A 16378-nucleotide genomic window follows, 5' to 3' on the forward strand; every position below is an offset into this window, starting at 1 on the left:
CATCACTCCTCATCATCATAGCGGTAAGTTTTAGCGCTGATGCTCATGGTCAAAAGATCACCATTGGCTGGGCTAAGGTTGAAATCATGTAGGGTTACGATGCGCTTAACGCTGGCAACACCCGACACGAACTGACCCATCTGATGGTAGGTACCTTTAACCTGAATGGCGATCGGTAGCTCGACATAGAATGAGGCTTTGCGTTCTGGCTGCAGCGCGATGGAGTCTATTTCAAGTCCCGCGTTTCGACCTGTCGCACTGATATCCTCGAGCAGACCCGGTACCTCTTTCTCTGTTGGCAGTTGCGCCAGCATCTCAGCAAAGCGCAACTCAACGTCCGCCATTTGACGTCTCAGTGCATCCAGTGAGGCCACTTGGTAGGACTTCGCTTCAAACTGAGTTTTGAGTGTCTGCTCTTTACCAATCTCTCTGTCGAGCGACTCTTTTTGATCCATCACTAAGAAGTTAAAGCCGACACCATTAATAACGATGAACAAAAGAGCAAACGCGATCGCTTTTACGCCATAAGGCCAGCTCCAAGCTTCGGACAGATCTAAGTTATTGATGTCAAAACCGCGAAACGCGCGTTCAAACTTCTGTTTTAGGGAAACTGAGGTCATTGTGCAGCCTCCTCAACATTGGGGCGCTCAAGCGGCACTCGCAAATTAAAACTCTTCAAACCATTCTGTGTCGCGACTTTCGACAACGAGGGCTCACCAAACCAGATGGAGTCATTTAATGTGCGCATCAACGACGAGACATCTTCATTAGCAACCGCAAGGCCATTGATCGACATCTCTTGGCCAGAGCGGTTCAGTGACTGGTAGTGAATGCCATCAGGCATAACCTCTACCAACTCATCAAAGGTGCGAACAATAATAGGACGTGTACCCTGCAGCTCTTGAATTGCAGTCAGTCGTTCTAGCAGGCGTTCACGCTTATTTTTAAGCTCTTGTATCTCTTTCAGTTTGACATCTAGGCGCGAAATTTCGCTGGTTAAATAGGCATTTCGATCCTGCTGCCTATTCAACATAACTGTTAGGTAGTAGTAACTCGCTCCGACAATCGAAGCGGCCAACAGAGCAGTGACGATAAGTTGTGTGTAGAAACGTTTTTGCAGGAAAGCATTTCGCTCTTCACGCCAAGGTCTCAGGTTAATGGTTCTCATATTGCCCCCCGACACCACGCAAGGCTAAAGAGAGTGCTTTAGTCAAAGCGTTCTTCTCGGCATTTAATCGATCCATATTAATCTGGGATGCAATCTCTACCCTCTCAAACGGATCTAAACCATGAACCCTGATACCTAACTCACTACTCAATTTATCTTTAATACCAGGTAGAGAGGCTAGACCGCCCGTAATATACAGTGTCGATAACTGCTCTTGGGACCCCGAAGCTGAATAGAACTGCAAAGCTCTAGAGACCTGCTGAACCGCTGAATCAGCAAAGCTCTCCATGAGACTGATAAGCGAGGGATCTAGTTCACCGTGTCGCAGCTGTGCAGCCAATTCATCATGCGGCAGCTCTGTGTAGAGTTACAGTTGCTGCAGTAGTTCCTCGCCCCCAAAGGTATGCTCACGATGGTAGCTAATCAAGCCATCCTTAAAAGCGTAAAAGGTAAGATTATGAGCGCCAAAATCGACAATCGCACAGGCTCTTCCAGGCACCAGCTCTTCTGGTGGGAGTGCGCGTTCATAGACATAGGTATCTACATCAACCACATCGCATTGGAGCCCAGCCAAATCTAGGCAATCCTCTCGAGCAGAGACGCCGTCGCGACGACAAGCGACAATCCCAATTCGATTAAATGCCGGATTACCTTGCACAGGCCCTAGCACCTCGAAATCCAGTGCAACATCCTCTATTGGATAGGGGATAAATTGATCGGCTTCAATTTTAACTTGCTCTTCAAGGTCAAAGCCGTAGAACAGTTCAGAAATTTGAATCTCTTTTGTGATCACGTCAGAGGCGGCTACGGATGTGATGGCTCGCGTGGCTTTCACACCCGCCAGACGTTGTGCTTTGACAATGGCATCGGCAACCTCTTCAGGTTTCTCAATACTGCCATCTACAAAGGATTTTTCTGGCAGAGAGATGACGCCAAAGCCGTCCAGCACAGGCGTCTTTCCACGAAAGCTTAAAGCAACAAGCTTAAGAGAGGAGTTCCCGATATCAACTCCCAAAACACTTTGTTTGTTACCACCAAAGAGTTTGAACACAAAAATACCTAATAATTAGTGGATATTATCTAACTTCACTCTAGACTAGGTCACAAAAGTTACAAGTGACATTATGGACCTAAATCAAGTTCTCGTTATAATCCTAGCTCAATTTAAGAAATTTGCAGATTAATGCGCATAATTAAAAAAATTATTAAATGGTTGATGGCACTGGCTGCAATTGGATTGCTGGGAGCCGTTTTGGCAGCCGGCGGAATCTACTACTACTTTAGCCCACAATTGCCTGACGCTGAGACCCTGCGTGAGGTTGAGTTTCAAACCCCTCTGCGCGTATACAGTGCAGATGAAAAGTTGATTGCTGAGTTTGGAGAAATGCGCCGAACGCCAATCAGCTATGCCGATATCCCGCAACACTTTATCCATGCTCTTCAAGCCGCAGAGGATGCACGATTTTTTGAACACCAAGGGATCGATCTTCGCGGGCTTTTTCGTGCAGCCTTTCAGCTAGCAACTTCTGGCAAAATTCAGAGTGGCGGCTCGACCATCACCATGCAGGTGGCTAAGAACTTCTTCCTAACGCGCGAGCGTACCTTTGAGCGTAAATTTGTTGAGATTCTGTTAGCACTCAGCATTGAACAATCACTCTCTAAACAAGAGATCCTTGAGCTCTACATCAACAAAATCTATCTAGGCCACCGATCGTATGGCATACAAGCCGCCGCACAGGTCTACTATGGCAAAACCATTGATCAGCTCAACATCGCTCAACTGGCAATGATCGCAGGTTTACCTAAAGCGCCATCAGCCTATAACCCCATTACTAACCCGCAACGAGCCCTCGAACGTCGTAACTGGATTCTTGGTCGAATGCAGGAGCTAGGCTTCATTACTACGACTGACTACTCCGACGCGGTCAATCAACCGGTTACGGCTAGCTACCACGGTGCTGATATTGAAATCCCTGCGCCTTACGTTGCAGAGATGGTTCGTGCGGAGCTCTATGAAACCTACGGTGAAAGGATCTACACCGAGGGTATGAAAGCCTACACGACCATTGACAGCACCATGCAGCGCAGCGCCAATCAAGCGCTCAGAACGGCGCTGCTGGCTTACACGGAACGCCACGGCTACCGTGGTCCAGAGCAGCATTTTGATCTAACAGAGATTGAACCCTCTGCACTGCAGAAAAAACTTAAAGCGACACCAGCCTATGGCGGACTTGAGGCGGCTCTGGTGAAAGCGGTGGATGATTCTGAAGCGACGCTACTACTTGGTGATGGCAGCGAAACGACGCTGCGCTGGTCAGGTATCAGCTGGGCTCGAGCATATAAAGGGGTTAACTCAACCGGCTCTGAACCGAAAAAAGCATCCGAAGTGCTGGCTGTTGGCGATATGATTCGAATTCGCCAAACCGCTGAAGGCTGGCGTCTCTCGCAACTGCCCGAAGTGCAAGGTGCGTTCATTGCCATCAATCCTGAGAATGGCGCAATTCAATCCCTAACCGGCGGATTTAGTTTCTATCTAAACAAGTTCAACCGAGCCACTCAAGCGTACCGTCAGCCGGGTTCTAATATTAAACCTTTTCTATACAGTGCCGCTCTGAGCAATGGCTACACTCCGGGGTCAGTAATCAATGACGCTCCCGTTGTTTTCCATGACGTCAGCCTAGAGGGTAACTGGCGGCCTGAGAACGATAATGGCAAGTTTGGCGGTCCGACTCGACTTCGTGAGGCGCTATACCGGTCACGTAACCTAATATCCATTCGTCTGATGCGAGCTTTAGGTATCGAAGAGACGCGAAACTTCATACTCGGTTTTGGTTTTGAAGAGGATAAGCTTCCTAAAAACTTATCACTCTCGCTAGGCAGTGCTGATGCCACACCGCTTCAGGTTGCAACAGGATATGCCTCGATTGCCAATGGTGGATTCAAAATCAATCCTTACATCATTGAGTCGGTGCTAGACCGTGAAGGACTACCTCTGTTTGCTGCCAATCCGAGTATTGCCTGCGGTAGTTGTCCTGAACGCCAGCAAGCAGAGTTAATCGCTCAAGAGCTCGCCGACATGGCTTCCAATGATACAGCTTCTGAGGCGCAAGCCAGCACCGAGAGTGACCCGCAACTAGTGACGTTAACGGGACAACCTCTCGCTGAACGTCTGCTAGATGAACGCACCGCTTACATCATTCACGACATGATGCGCGACGTCATTAAAAAGGGTACTGGTCGTCGAGCACTGGCTCTGAAACGTGGTGACCTAGCTGGCAAAACGGGAACAACCAATGATCAAAAAGACTCTTGGTTCAGCGGTTTTACCCCTAAATTGAGCGCAACGGCTTGGGTCGGCTTTGACCAACCGTCTCATCTAGGTAAGCGCGAATGGGGTAGCACGGCTGCACTGCCTATGTGGATCGACTTCATGGGAGATGCTCTTCGTAACATCCCTGAAAGTTACCTGCCTGAACCGGCAGGTATTGCGACGGCTCTGATTGATCCTGCGACAGGACTACTAGCTTACGAAGGACAGAAAAACGCTTACAACGAGATTTTCAAAGAGGAGCAGGTACCGACTGAGGTCGCTCCTAAACCGGGCAGTGAAGTAGCTCCTCCTACTTCTGAAGAGCTGTTCCGATAATCCGTTAAGTTCTGTAATGTGTTTAACACAAAAAAAGGGAAGCCAGTGGCTTCCCTTCTTATTTACCTCAGAGTGATTAGCTCAGTGGGTAGTTCTCTGGCATGCCTTTAACGGCAACACCTGAATCGATCGCTGCTTTAGCCACTGCGTAAGATACCGCGCCCAAAAGACGTGAATCTGTCGCTTTCGGCAGAATGTATTCACGACCGAACTCTAGGCTCTCTAGGCCGTAAGCATCCAGTACTTCTTGTGTAACAGGTTGCTTAGCAAGTTCTGCTAGTGCGATAACGGCTGCGGCTTTCATCTCTTCGTTGATCGCTGTTGCACGAACATCTAGAGCGCCACGGAAGATGAATGGGAAACCTAGCACGTTGTTTACCTGGTTAGGGTAGTCTGAACGACCTGTTGCCATGATGACATCTTCACGAGTCGCGCGAGCAAGTTCTGGCTTGATCTCTGGATCAGGGTTTGCACAAGCGAAGACAACAGGATTAGTTGCCATCTTAGCTAGGTTCTCTGCTGAAAGCAGATCAGGACCTGATAGACCAAGGAATACGTCAGCGCCATCGATAGCATCTTCAAGTGAACGTTTATCCGTTTCAGTTGCGAAGATCGCTTTCTCGGGAGTTAGATCATCACGACCCGAGTGGATAACACCCTTACGGTCGATCATGTAGATATTCTCGTTGCGAGCACCCATGTTGATCAACAGCTTCATACAAGCACTTGCTGCAGCGCCAGCACCAAGACATACAATCGATGCCTCTTCTAGCTTCTTACCAGCAAGCTCAAGTGCGTTGATCATACCGGCAGCGGTAACAATCGCAGTACCGTGCTGGTCATCGTGGAAGACTGGGATGTTACAACGCTCGATCAACGTGCGTTCGATTTCAAAACACTCTGGTGCTTTGATGTCTTCTAGGTTGATACCACCGAAGGTATCAGCGATGCGAGCGACAGTATCGATAAACGCCTGTGGGCTCTCAGCATCCACTTCGATGTCGATAGAGTCGATGTTTGCAAAACGTTTGAATAGAAGCGCTTTACCTTCCATGACTGGCTTAGAAGCCAATGGACCTAGGTCGCCAAGACCCAAAATAGCAGAGCCGTTTGAGATAACGGCAACCAGGTTGCCTTTGGCTGTGTAACGGTAAGCATTTTCAGGATCTTTAGCGATCTCACGCACTGGCTCAGCAACACCTGGAGAGTATGCAAGAGATAGGTCGCGTGAAGTTTCAGCAGGTGTAGATAGTTCTACGCTGATTTTACCTGGCATTGGAAACTCATGGTAATCCAGTGCTGCCTGTTTAAAGTCTTGAGACATTGTAGAATCCTGAATGGTTATAGGCCCATAGGCATAATGCAGATAGGCTAAGTTATGTTCTAGTTAAAGGTCGTTGTGGGATGATATAAAAATAACCTCTCGGTAGAAAGGTCTATTCTTGGAAACTGTCTAAGCAATTGGGCTTATAACCGTTTCACATTTTGATATGCCGTTTATCTAAAACCGGCAGCAAAAAGGGTTTAAATCGCGAGCCTGGCTTTAAAGAGTCACGGCGATCCAAAATCCAGCCTCGCACCTCCAGTGAGTCGCCCAATGTAAAGGTGAGACTCCTGCTCCACTCTTTCGGTATGCGAACCGCCAATCGATCATCCAGTTCGACGTAGAGGTACTTTTTAGCCTGATCAATCTTGGTAATCCGTCCGGAGACCAGATTGAAACCACCTTGATCAATCTCTTTAGCGGCAGCAATAGGTTTTGACCAGACTCCTTTTCCTAGAGTTCTTGGTCTGTTTTCAGATGAGAAGAGACAATCCGCTAGTCGATCATTAGGGGGAACACTGATCGCCCAGCCCAAACCCTCGCGGATCAAACGTTGCGAGAGCGTTTTCGATCCATCGAACAGGTAGCCCAACACACGACCGTAACGATCTTTAGGCTCACGTCCGAAATAGAGCTGCAGAGAGTCTGACTCGTTTACCCAAGATTGCAATTGGCGTTTAGCCTGCAGGGCCCCCTCTTCAGCCCTTGGCTTTGAGTAGAGCTCGGGGGTATTAACGCCAATCAAGCGTACCTTTCGCCCATCGGTTAGATGAACAGTATCACCATCCACTACTTTGGCTACCCGTACCGATTCAGATGCACCTTGTGGGGTACAACTACTCGCCTGAGCTGACTGACAGGCAATAAAAAAGGCACTCGCGATGAGTGCCTTTTTAATGTTCTGCATGCAGAGACCCAAGTTACTTCTTGAGGCTGCGAGCGCCGAAGCGCTTGTTGAAGCGATCCACTCGACCACCGGTCTGAGCTTCTTTCTGCTTACCAGTGTAGAAAGGGTGACACTGACTGCAAACGTCGACAGCCATTGTGCTCTCTTTCATAGTAGAGCGAGTTGTCATTACGTTACCGCAAGAACAGTTGAAGGTAACTTCGTTGTACTCTGGGTGGATACCAGCTTTCATAGTATTAAACCTCTATGTTTTATGTGCCGCCACTTAACGCTTGATGCATATATTATGCTACTTAAGCACCGCACGACTGACGAAAAATTCGCCGGGAAATGTCAAGGCGCGCAATTATACGCAGGCACTGTACGAATAACAACCACTGATCACCCAATACCTTGAAGCCGCTATTTCCAACTGCCCGATGGGTGCTAGACTTGCCCTTCGCTTATTAGAAATTTTGGCCATGATCGTACGTGTTGCACTACCGGTACCCCTAAACCGTCTGTTTGACTACGCCATTCCGCAAGGAGTGGCTGTGCCCGCTATCGGAGCTCGTGTGCTGGTCAAATTCGGGCAGCGCAGCTTGATAGGGATGATTCATAGTCTTAGCGAGCAGACCGAGGTGCCACTAAATAAGCTGAAACCTTTCGAAGCGTTACTCGATCAGGAGCCCCTTGTCGATGATGAGCAGATACAACTCGGTGAGTGGGCGGCAAGCTATTATAAGTACCCACTGGGCGATGCCTTAATTCACCTTCTACCCAACTTAGCACGCAAAGAGCAGCACCCCTTCTCAGCCCCCGATTACTGGCGTTTAACCGAGCACGCCGATATTGAATCGCTGCCCAAACGGGCCGTCAGACAGCGCGCCCTGTTTACGCTCATTAAAAACCGACAGCCAATCAGCACATCCGCAATTAGAGAGGCTGAATTCACGTCACAAGTGCAAAAGGCACTGATTGAATCGGAGCAGATCGAACCCTGTGAAGCGCCTTTAATCGGTGCACAGCAGGTCAATACTGTCCTACCTAGCGTTGCGGGCTTGGCACTGAATGCTGAGCAACAACGAGCGGTTGATCAGATCAAACAGAGCGAGGGTTTTAGCCCCATCCTATTAGTCGGCGTGACCGGCTCGGGAAAAACCGAAGTCTATCTACAATCAATCGAGCAAGCGCTGGCCGACGGCAGGCAAGTGCTAATTTTGGTGCCCGAGATTGGCTTAACCCCACAACTGGTTGAGCGCTTTACTGCTCGCTTCAACACGAACATTGCTTCGCTGCACTCTGGCCTTACGGATCGAATGCGCTTTGATGCTTGGCAGTCGATCCAGTCCGGGGAGACACGCATTGTTATTGGCACACGCTCAGCGATCTTCATTCCTTTTGCTAATCTTGGGATGATCGTCATTGATGAAGAACACGATCCGTCGTTTAAACAGCAAGAGGGCTTCCGCTATCACGCACGAGACCTTGCTCTGGTGCGTGCAAAACAGCTTGATATACCGGTCATCATGGGCAGTGCGACACCGGCACTGGAATCGCTACTTAACGTTCAACAGGGCCGCTATAAAGAGTTGCAACTAACACAGCGTGCGGGTCGAGCAGCGGCGCCAACCTTTGAGCTGTTTGATACGAAAGGTGTTGAGTTAGATACTGGCCTCGCTCCAGAGATTATCAGTCGCATTAACGATCACATTACCCTTGGCAACCAAGTCCTGGTATTTATCAACCGTCGCGGCTTTGCACCAACACTGACCTGTCAGGATTGCGGATCAACCGTTGACTGTACACGCTGTGATGCACGCATGACGCTGCACCGCAAACCACCAAAGCTGCACTGCCATCACTGTGATCGACAAACCCCTATCCCGCGCCACTGTCAGCACTGTGGCAGTGATCAACTAAGACCGGCCGGTAGCGGTACGGAGAGAATCGAACAGAGATTGTCAGAGCTATTCACCCATACCAGCATCAAACGTGTGGATCGTGATTCAACCCACTCTCGCCAAGCCTTTGAGTCCTTGATGAACGAAGTTAACAGTGGCGATCCATGCATCTTGGTCGGTACTCAAATGCTGGCCAAAGGCCATCACTTTCCGAACGTCACACTGGTCGTCATCGTCAATACCGACGCAGGCCTATTCAGTGCCGATGTTCGTGGCATGGAGCGTACCGCGCAACTTATTATGCAGGTTGCCGGCCGAGCGGGGCGAGCGGAACGTCCGGGCGAAGTGGTGTTACAAACCCACCAGGTTGATCACCCTCTACTAAACACCTTGGTAACCTCTGGCTATCTCACCTTTGCAGAACAGGAGTTGATGAGTCGCAAACAGGCTCAACTCCCCCCTTTTGCTTTCCAAGCGATTATCCGTGCTGAAGCGAAAAAACAGGGCTGGGCCGAAGCACACCTTATGCGTTTAAGGAGATCCCTAGAGGCTACCTACCCAAGAGAGCAGCTTCCGATGATCAGCGGCCCCTTCCCCTCCTTCATGGAGAAGCGCGCTGGCATGTTTAGAGCACAATTGATGTTCACTGGAGACTCTCGCACGTCGATCCAAGGCACTCTGAAAGCGGCACAAAATTGGTTGGAGCAAGACAAAGAGTCGAGTCGCGTTCGCTGGAACATAGACATTGACCCTGTCGATAGCTTTTAAGGGCTGCAAAACGATATAATGCAGCCAACTTTGTAGTGACAGACTACACCATCGATCTATTTCACTGAGTAAAGACATGAAAGAACAGATAGCGCTCCTGTTAAACGGCGCCATTGAAGCACTGAAAGCAGAGGGCAAACTCCCTGCTGATCTTGAGCCAAACATCCAAGTTGAAAACACACGTGACAAGGCGCACGGTGATCTTGCGACCAACCTTGCGATGACACTGGCCAAACCGGCTCGCCAAAACCCACGCGCTATTGCAGAGATGATTTTGCAAGCTCTTCCAGCTTCAACGGTCGTTGATAAAGCTGAGATCGCTGGTCCTGGCTTCATCAACTTCTTTGTCAACGATGCTGCAATCTACTCAGTAGTTGCCGATGTACTGGAGCAGACTGACCAGTTTGGCCGCAGTAAACCAACCAGCGATGATCGTGTACAGGTAGAGTTTGTCTCTGCTAACCCAACAGGACCATTGCACGTAGGTCATGGCCGCGGTGCCGCTTACGGTGCAACACTGGCCGACCTACTGGAAGCCGGTGGTATGAACGTTGAGCGTGAGTACTACGTCAACGATGCGGGTCGCCAAATGAACATTCTGGCGGTCAGCGTCTTTCTTCGCTACCTCGAGTTGCTTGGCGATACCATCACCTTCCCAGCCAACGGCTACCAGGGTGAGTACATTCGTGACATCGCTGCTAGCTTAAAAGCCACTCAGGGTGATGCACTGCAGTGTTCACTCGATGATCTCTATCTCGATGTCCCTGCTGATGAACCGGCAGGCGGCGATAAAGAGCTTCACATCGATGGGCTTATCGATCGCGCTCAAAACATCCTTGGCGCACAGTACAGAACCCTATTCGATGCCGGCCTGGACTCTATCCTAGGCGATATTCGCGAAGACTTGGGTGAGTTCGGCGTGAACTATCAGTGCTGGTTTAGTGAGCGCTCACTGACTTCCAGCGGTGATGTTGATGAGGCACTGAAACGCCTTGATGATAAGGGCTACCTCTACGAAGAGGGTGGCAATATCTGGTTCAAATCGACCGATTTCGGAGATGATAAAGATCGTGTGGTTAAACGTGCCAACGGCCAAACCACCTACTTTGCCTCTGACATCGCCTACCACATGAACAAGTTTGAGCGCGGCTTCCAAACGGTCATTAACGTCTGGGGTGCCGATCACCACGGCTACATCACTCGTGTCAAAGCGGCCATTCAGGCACTTGGATACGATCCAGAGCGTCTGGTCGTGAAACTGGTTCAGTTCGCCATACTTTACCGTGGTAGCGAGCGCGTTCAGATGTCGACTCGTTCAGGTTCATTCGTCACACTGCGTGAGCTTCGCGACGAGGTGGGCAATGACGCTTGTCGATTCTTCTATGTTACTCGTAAAGCCGATCAGCACATGGACTTTGACCTAGACCTTGCCAAGTCAGAGTCTAAGGATAACCCGGTCTACTACATCCAGTACGCTCACGCTCGCATCTGCTCGGTACTGCGCAAATTAGAGAGTGAAGGGATGGCTTGGGACCAAGCGATGGGCTTAGCATCACTGGAGCGTTTGGATAGCGAAGCGGAGCGTGACCTTGTGACCGCACTGAGCAAATACCCAGAGACGGTTAAACAGGCTGCAGCCAACTTCGAGCCCCACCAACTGGCTAACTACCTGCGTGACCTCGCGTCGGATTACCACGCCTACTATAACGGCCATAAGATGCTGATTGAGGATGAAGCACTGCGTAATGCACGCATCACGCTTTCCATGGCGGTGCGCCAAGTCATCGCAAACGGTCTCACCATTTTGGGTGTGTCAGCACCTGAACAGATGTAACCATGTCGAATCGAGACTTTGCATCCAAACCCAAGTCAAATAGGCCTCGAGCTGGTGCCACTCGTACCACTTCGAGCGCTCGCAAAACACCGGCTGCTCCTCAACCTTCAGGAGTATCTGCAGGTTTAGTGCTTGCTGTTGTCGTGGCTTTGGGTCTGCTTGCTGGTCTGATCTTCTTTTTGATTAAACAACCGGCACCAACGAGCAATAGCAAAGCGGTTCAGCAGGTTCCAACACTGGAGCCCGTGATTCCCGCTAAAGTCGAACCCCGACAACCTGGGGAATCTCTGCCTTTAGATAACATCGACCTAGAGTCACAGGATGAGCGGTTTGGTTTCTACAAGCTATTAGAAGAGAGCGAAGTCCAAACACCTGAAGAGTCAGCCTATGTTTCGACCCCCAAAACGGCTTCACTGGATGCCGTTTACCGACTGCAGACAGGCTCATTCCGCAATGCACGCGATGCTGAAGCTCAGCGTGCACGACTGGCACTTTCTGGCCTGCCAAACGTGACCATGTCCCGTACAGAGGGGAGCAACGGCGTTTGGTACCGAGTATCGACTGGAAACTTCTCGACCTATAACGAGTTAAAAAGCGCCACAGCCAAACTCGAAAAGCTGAACATCCACCCAGTTAAGCGCAAAGTAAACTAGCCTTGAAAACGGGCGATTCATCCCAATAAATGCAGATAAGCTTATGATTGGGAAAATCTCTAATGACCACTATTGTTTCTGTTCGCCGCGGTGATCAAGTCGTTGTAGGCGGCGACGGCCAAGTCTCTCTGGGTAATACCGTAATGAAAGGTAGCGCCCGTAAAGTTAATGTCATCGATAAACACAAAGTCATCACAGGCTTTGCTGGTAGTACTGCCGATGCGATTACTCTTCGCGATCTATTTGAGCAACAGCTTGATAAACACCAAGGCAACATTGTGAACGCGGTTATCCACCTTGCTCGCGAGTGGCGCTCGGATCGAGTGTTGCGTCGTTTAGAGGCCTTGATGCTGGTGGCCAACTCTGAGAAGACCTTTCTTATCTCCGGCAGCGGCGATGTGATCGAACCTGAAGACGGTGTTATTGCGATCGGTTCAGGGGGTAACTATGCCCTTGCTGCAGCTCGCGCGCTGGTCGATAACAGTGAACTAAACGCACGTGACATCGTTGAGAAGAGCCTTCAGATCGCAGCAGATATCTGTGTCTTCACTAACGCCAACCTAACCATCGAACAACTCGAGTCTGTCGCTTAAGGAGCCTTTTATGTCAGCTATGACCCCTCGCGAGATCGTATCAGAACTCGATCGTCACATTATTGGTCAGGATTCCGCTAAGCGCTCTGTTGCAATTGCCTTGCGTAATCGTTGGCGCCGCATGCAACTGAATGAAGAGATGCGCGGAGAAGTTACCCCAAAGAACATTCTTATGATTGGTCCAACCGGTGTGGGTAAGACTGAGATTGCACGTCGTTTGGCGAAGCTTGCCAACGCTCCATTCATTAAGGTTGAAGCGACAAAATTCACCGAAGTCGGCTATGTGGGTCGTGATGTTGAGACCATCATCCGCGATCTGGTCGACCAATCGATCAAAATGCTGCGTGAACAGGCGATCGAGAAGAACAAGTTCCGTGCTGAAGAGGCTGCAGAAGAGCGCATTCTGGACGCACTGCTACCTGAAGCACGCCCTATCGGTAGTGAAGAGCTAGACAAAACAGACTCAGCAACCCGCCAAATCTTCCGCAAAAAGCTGCGTGAAGGTCAGATCGACGATAAAGAGATCGATATTGAAATTGCTCAACCCAAAGTTGGTGTTGAGATCATGACACCACCAGGCATGGAGGAGATGACGAATCAGTTGCAGAGCCTCTTCGCCAACATGGGGCAGGATAAGAAGCAGTCGCGCCGTCTTAAAGTATCAGAAGCCTTCAAGCTTCTAACCGAAGAGGAAGCCGCTAAGCTGATTAAAGAGGACGACCTCAAACAGCAAGCGCTAGAAGCGGTAGAGCAGAATGGCATTGTCTTCTTAGATGAGATCGACAAGGTGTGTAAACGCGCCGAGTCTGGTAACGCTGACGTATCACGTGAAGGGGTACAGAGAGATCTTCTACCACTAATCGAAGGGTGTACGGTCAGCACGAAGCACGGCATGATCAAAACCGATCATATACTGTTCATTGCGTCAGGCGCCTTCCACTTGGCTCGCCCATCAGATCTGATTCCAGAACTCCAAGGTCGCTTACCGATTCGTGTAGAACTGGAAGCACTGACACCAGAAGACTTCTCTCGTATTTTGACCGAGCCCAAAGCCGCTCTTACAGAGCAATATAAAGCCCTGATGGCTACTGAAGGCGTTTCGATTGAGTTTACTCAAGAGGGGATTCAGCGCATCGCCGAGCTCGCCTGGTCGGTGAACGAGAAGACCGAAAACATTGGAGCACGACGTCTGCACACGATGATGGAGCGCCTACTTGAGGAGCTCTCTTTCAGCGCTGCGGATAAGAGTGGTCAAACCGTCGAAATTGATCGTAACTTTGTAGACCAATACCTTGGTGAACTGAGCGCCGACGAGGACTTGAGTCACTACATTCTGTAATACGAGGTTACCCCATGAGTTCTGTGCCCATGCCTAAACAGATCCATCTTCACAAGCGCTCTAAGACTCTTGAGTTGGTTTATGAAGATGGCAACTATGAGCTGACCGCAGAGTTTTTGCGTGTTCATAGCCCCTCTGCAGAGGTTCGTGGGCATGGCATTGGTCAAGAGGTCCTTCAGACTGGCAAGCGCTTGGTTGGACTTAAAGGTGTCGAAGCAAGCGGCAACTATGCTCTGAAGCTGATCTTTGATGATGGGCACGACTCTGGGCTCTATACCTGGGCCTACCTCCACGACCTAGCGCACAATCAACAGCAGTATTGGAGTGATTATCTCGCTCGACTTGATGCAGCCGGTGCTAGCCGAGACAACGGAATGATTGCGATAGGTTAACGACAAGCTCCCACTCAGTCGTTACAATAGCCCCATTGAACAGTTAAGTGGATCCAACCCCATGTCAGACAATCAGAAAAACACCACGCACTTTGGCTACCAAGAGGTACCGGTTGATGAAAAAGTTAACCGTGTTGCCGACGTATTTCACTCGGTAGCCGCTAAGTATGACGTGATGAATGATCTGATGTCGGGCGGTATTCACCGTATTTGGAAGCGCATTACGATCGAAAGTTCCGGTGCTCGTCCTGGACATAAAATTCTCGATATCGCTGGCGGAACAGGTGATTTAACACGCCGCTTTGCACAGATCGTTGGCCAATCAGGCAAGGTGGTGTTGGCGGATATCAACGACTCCATGCTAAAAGTGGGTCGCGACAAACTGATCGATAAAGGCGTTGCGGGCAACGTTGAGTACGTTCAAGCCAATGCCGAATGCCTCCCTTTTGAAGACAACACCTTCGATATCATCACCATCGCCTTTGGCCTCCGCAACGTGACCGACAAAGACGCTGCACTGCGCTCTATGAATCGGGTACTGAAGCCAGGCGGTAAATTGATGGTGTTGGAGTTCTCTAAAACTGAGAACCCACTACTGACAAAAGCCTACGACTTCTACTCCTTTAATCTACTGCCGAAAATGGGGCAGTTGATTGCTAACGATGCCGAAAGCTACCGCTACTTGGCAGAATCGATTCGCATGCATCCTGATCAAGAGACTCTGAAAGGGATGATGGACAGTGCCGGCTTTGTTCAGACGCGTTACCGCAACCTGACCCAAGGCATTGTCGCACTTCACACTGGGATTAAACCCTAACAGAGTCGGTTGAGAGGAGAGGTTTATGAATCTGATCGATGCGACTCTAACAGGCTCCATTGAATCAGCGATAAACGCTTATCTCGCTACGCGTCCTAGCGCTCGTAACACGCTCAGCAAGCTCGCCGGTCAGAGTTTAGGAATCACCCTGCTACCACAAGAGCTGAGAATCACACTGATTTTTAGCGATGACCAAGTCGCCGTCATGCGTGAATTCGATGGCGAACCTACCACTCATTTAACGGGAGCAGCCTCAGATCTGCTTAAACTGCTGAATGACCCCAATAGCGTCATGTTCGGCCAAGGCGTCGAGGTAAAAGGCGATTCCGCGCTGCTACAACGCCTCTCTCACGCATTTGATAACCCAAGCCTAGACTGGGAAACTTGGTTAGCAGATCAAATCGGTGATCTTCCTGCCGCTATAGTTATGAAGCCGATCAATCAGTCGATCGAGTGGGCAAACAGCAGTCGTCAGACTCTGACAACGACCGCCAAAGAGTACCTCCAAGAGGAGATCAACTTGCTGCCAACGCGCGTTGAGTTTGAAGGGTTTATTGACGACACTCGACAACTGAAGCAGAGAGCTGAGTTGATCGAGCGCCGTTTAGAGAGGTTGTTAAAAGGCGCTTAGAAAGGCTTCACAACAACAAAGATAAGTATCGGCACGAAGATGAGTAGTGGTAACTCATTAAAGAGTCGAAAGTAACGGCCACTCTGAGTAAGCTCATCGCGCTTTAGTCTCTGTAAGTAAGATCGACACCAGAAATGGAAACCGATCAAAAAACCAACAAACAGCAATTTAGCGTGCATCCAGCCACCGCTAAAGCCATATCCTAGCCATAACCAGAGCCCTAAGCCCAGTGTGAAAATCGCCATAATGGTCATAAAACCGTAGAGTTTTGACGCCATAATCGACAAGCGCGCAACATCTTGCCCTGCAGCCTTACCCTCTACATAGTGCACGAATATACGAGGTAGATAGAAAATACCGGCCATCCAGCTCGTCATCGCCAGAATGTGAAACATCTTAATCCAAAGCATACAAACTCCTTAA

The 16378-nt window shown here is 49.8% G+C and carries 15 protein-coding genes and 1 pseudogene; 9 read left to right on the forward strand and 7 right to left on the reverse strand.

Annotated features, from left to right (window positions below; all coding sequences use genetic code 11):
• Nucleotides 1–2: 2 nt before the first annotated feature.
• The 3 genes and pseudogenes from XMD530_RS02920 to pilM form a co-directional block, all read right to left on the reverse strand.
• Entirely contained in the window at nucleotides 3–620 is a 618-nt protein-coding gene (locus XMD530_RS02920) for a type 4a pilus biogenesis protein PilO (protein ID WP_173506695.1), read from the reverse strand.
• Nucleotides 617–1168, reverse strand: coding sequence for a PilN domain-containing protein (locus tag XMD530_RS02925; RefSeq protein ID WP_173480108.1), 552 nt, complete (start codon nucleotides 1166–1168; stop codon nucleotides 617–619). Before XMD530_RS02925 ends, XMD530_RS02920 begins: the two co-directional genes overlap by 4 nt.
• Nucleotides 1155–2219 (reverse strand): annotated as a pseudogene (gene pilM, locus XMD530_RS11325) (type IV pilus assembly protein PilM). Before pilM ends, XMD530_RS02925 begins: the two are co-directional and overlap by 14 nt.
• A 132-nt stretch (nucleotides 2220–2351) precedes the next feature.
• On the opposite strand from pilM, the gene XMD530_RS02940 reads away from it, so the two are divergent.
• A complete protein-coding gene (locus tag XMD530_RS02940) occupies nucleotides 2352–4814 on the forward strand; it encodes a penicillin-binding protein 1A (protein ID WP_173482765.1) in 2463 nt (820 codons plus the stop codon).
• Between the two features lie 76 nt (nucleotides 4815–4890).
• On the opposite strand, the gene XMD530_RS02945 is transcribed toward XMD530_RS02940, so the two are convergent.
• The 3 genes from XMD530_RS02945 to rpmE all read right to left on the reverse strand — a co-directional run bounded on the left by XMD530_RS02945 (nucleotide 4891) and on the right by rpmE (nucleotide 7277).
• The gene (locus tag XMD530_RS02945; protein WP_173480105.1) at nucleotides 4891–6138 is read right to left on the reverse strand and encodes a malic enzyme-like NAD(P)-binding protein; all 1248 of its coding nucleotides are present in this window, start codon (nucleotides 6136–6138) and stop codon (nucleotides 4891–4893) included.
• A 154-nt stretch (nucleotides 6139–6292) separates the two neighbouring features.
• Nucleotides 6293–7045 (reverse strand): thermonuclease family protein, encoded by a 753-nt coding sequence (locus XMD530_RS02950; protein WP_173506698.1) that lies wholly within the window; start codon nucleotides 7043–7045, stop codon nucleotides 6293–6295.
• Between the two features lie 13 nt (nucleotides 7046–7058).
• Nucleotides 7059–7277, reverse strand: a complete 219-nt coding sequence (rpmE, locus tag XMD530_RS02955) for a 50S ribosomal protein L31 (RefSeq protein ID WP_173480103.1) — start codon at nucleotides 7275–7277, stop codon at nucleotides 7059–7061.
• A 229-nt stretch (nucleotides 7278–7506) separates the two neighbouring features.
• Here rpmE and XMD530_RS02960 point away from each other — a divergent pair, with 229 nt between their 5' ends.
• The 8 genes from XMD530_RS02960 (at nucleotide 7507) to XMD530_RS02995 (ending at nucleotide 15955) form a co-directional block, all read left to right on the forward strand.
• Nucleotides 7507–9696 (forward strand): primosomal protein N', encoded by a 2190-nt coding sequence (locus XMD530_RS02960; protein ID WP_217364143.1) that lies wholly within the window; start codon nucleotides 7507–7509, stop codon nucleotides 9694–9696.
• Between the two features lie 76 nt (nucleotides 9697–9772).
• Nucleotides 9773–11530, forward strand: coding sequence for an arginine--tRNA ligase (gene argS, locus XMD530_RS02965; protein WP_173505823.1), 1758 nt, complete (start codon nucleotides 9773–9775; stop codon nucleotides 11528–11530).
• A gap of 2 nt (nucleotides 11531–11532) precedes the next feature.
• Nucleotides 11533–12183, forward strand: coding sequence for an SPOR domain-containing protein (locus tag XMD530_RS02970; RefSeq protein WP_173480101.1), 651 nt, complete (start codon nucleotides 11533–11535; stop codon nucleotides 12181–12183).
• A 62-nt stretch (nucleotides 12184–12245) separates the two neighbouring features.
• A complete protein-coding gene (gene hslV, locus XMD530_RS02975) occupies nucleotides 12246–12776 on the forward strand; it encodes an ATP-dependent protease subunit HslV (RefSeq protein ID WP_173480100.1) in 531 nt (176 codons plus the stop codon).
• Nucleotides 12777–12786: 10 nt separating this feature from the next.
• Complete coding sequence (gene hslU / locus XMD530_RS02980; RefSeq protein ID WP_173480099.1) at nucleotides 12787–14115, forward strand: HslU--HslV peptidase ATPase subunit; 1329 nt, start codon at nucleotides 12787–12789, stop codon at nucleotides 14113–14115.
• A gap of 14 nt (nucleotides 14116–14129) precedes the next feature.
• Nucleotides 14130–14507: a gamma-butyrobetaine hydroxylase-like domain-containing protein gene (locus XMD530_RS02985; RefSeq protein WP_173480098.1), complete on the forward strand. Its 378-nt coding sequence runs from the start codon at nucleotides 14130–14132 to the stop codon at nucleotides 14505–14507.
• Between the two features lie 61 nt (nucleotides 14508–14568).
• Entirely contained in the window at nucleotides 14569–15324 is a 756-nt protein-coding gene (gene ubiE / locus XMD530_RS02990) for a bifunctional demethylmenaquinone methyltransferase/2-methoxy-6-polyprenyl-1,4-benzoquinol methylase UbiE (RefSeq protein ID WP_173480097.1), read from the forward strand.
• 25 nt (nucleotides 15325–15349) lie between these two features.
• Nucleotides 15350–15955 (forward strand): SCP2 domain-containing protein, encoded by a 606-nt coding sequence (locus XMD530_RS02995; RefSeq protein WP_173506700.1) that lies wholly within the window; start codon nucleotides 15350–15352, stop codon nucleotides 15953–15955.
• On the opposite strand, the gene XMD530_RS03000 is transcribed toward XMD530_RS02995, so the two are convergent.
• The gene (locus tag XMD530_RS03000; protein ID WP_173480095.1) at nucleotides 15952–16365 is read right to left on the reverse strand and encodes a CopD family protein; all 414 of its coding nucleotides are present in this window, start codon (nucleotides 16363–16365) and stop codon (nucleotides 15952–15954) included. The two genes, XMD530_RS02995 and XMD530_RS03000, sit on opposite strands and share 4 nt — an antisense overlap.
• Nucleotides 16366–16378 lie beyond the last annotated feature (13 nt).

The organism is Marinobacterium sp. xm-d-530 (assembly GCF_013283365.1).
Classification (GTDB): domain Bacteria; phylum Pseudomonadota; class Gammaproteobacteria; order Pseudomonadales; family Balneatricaceae; genus Marinobacterium_E.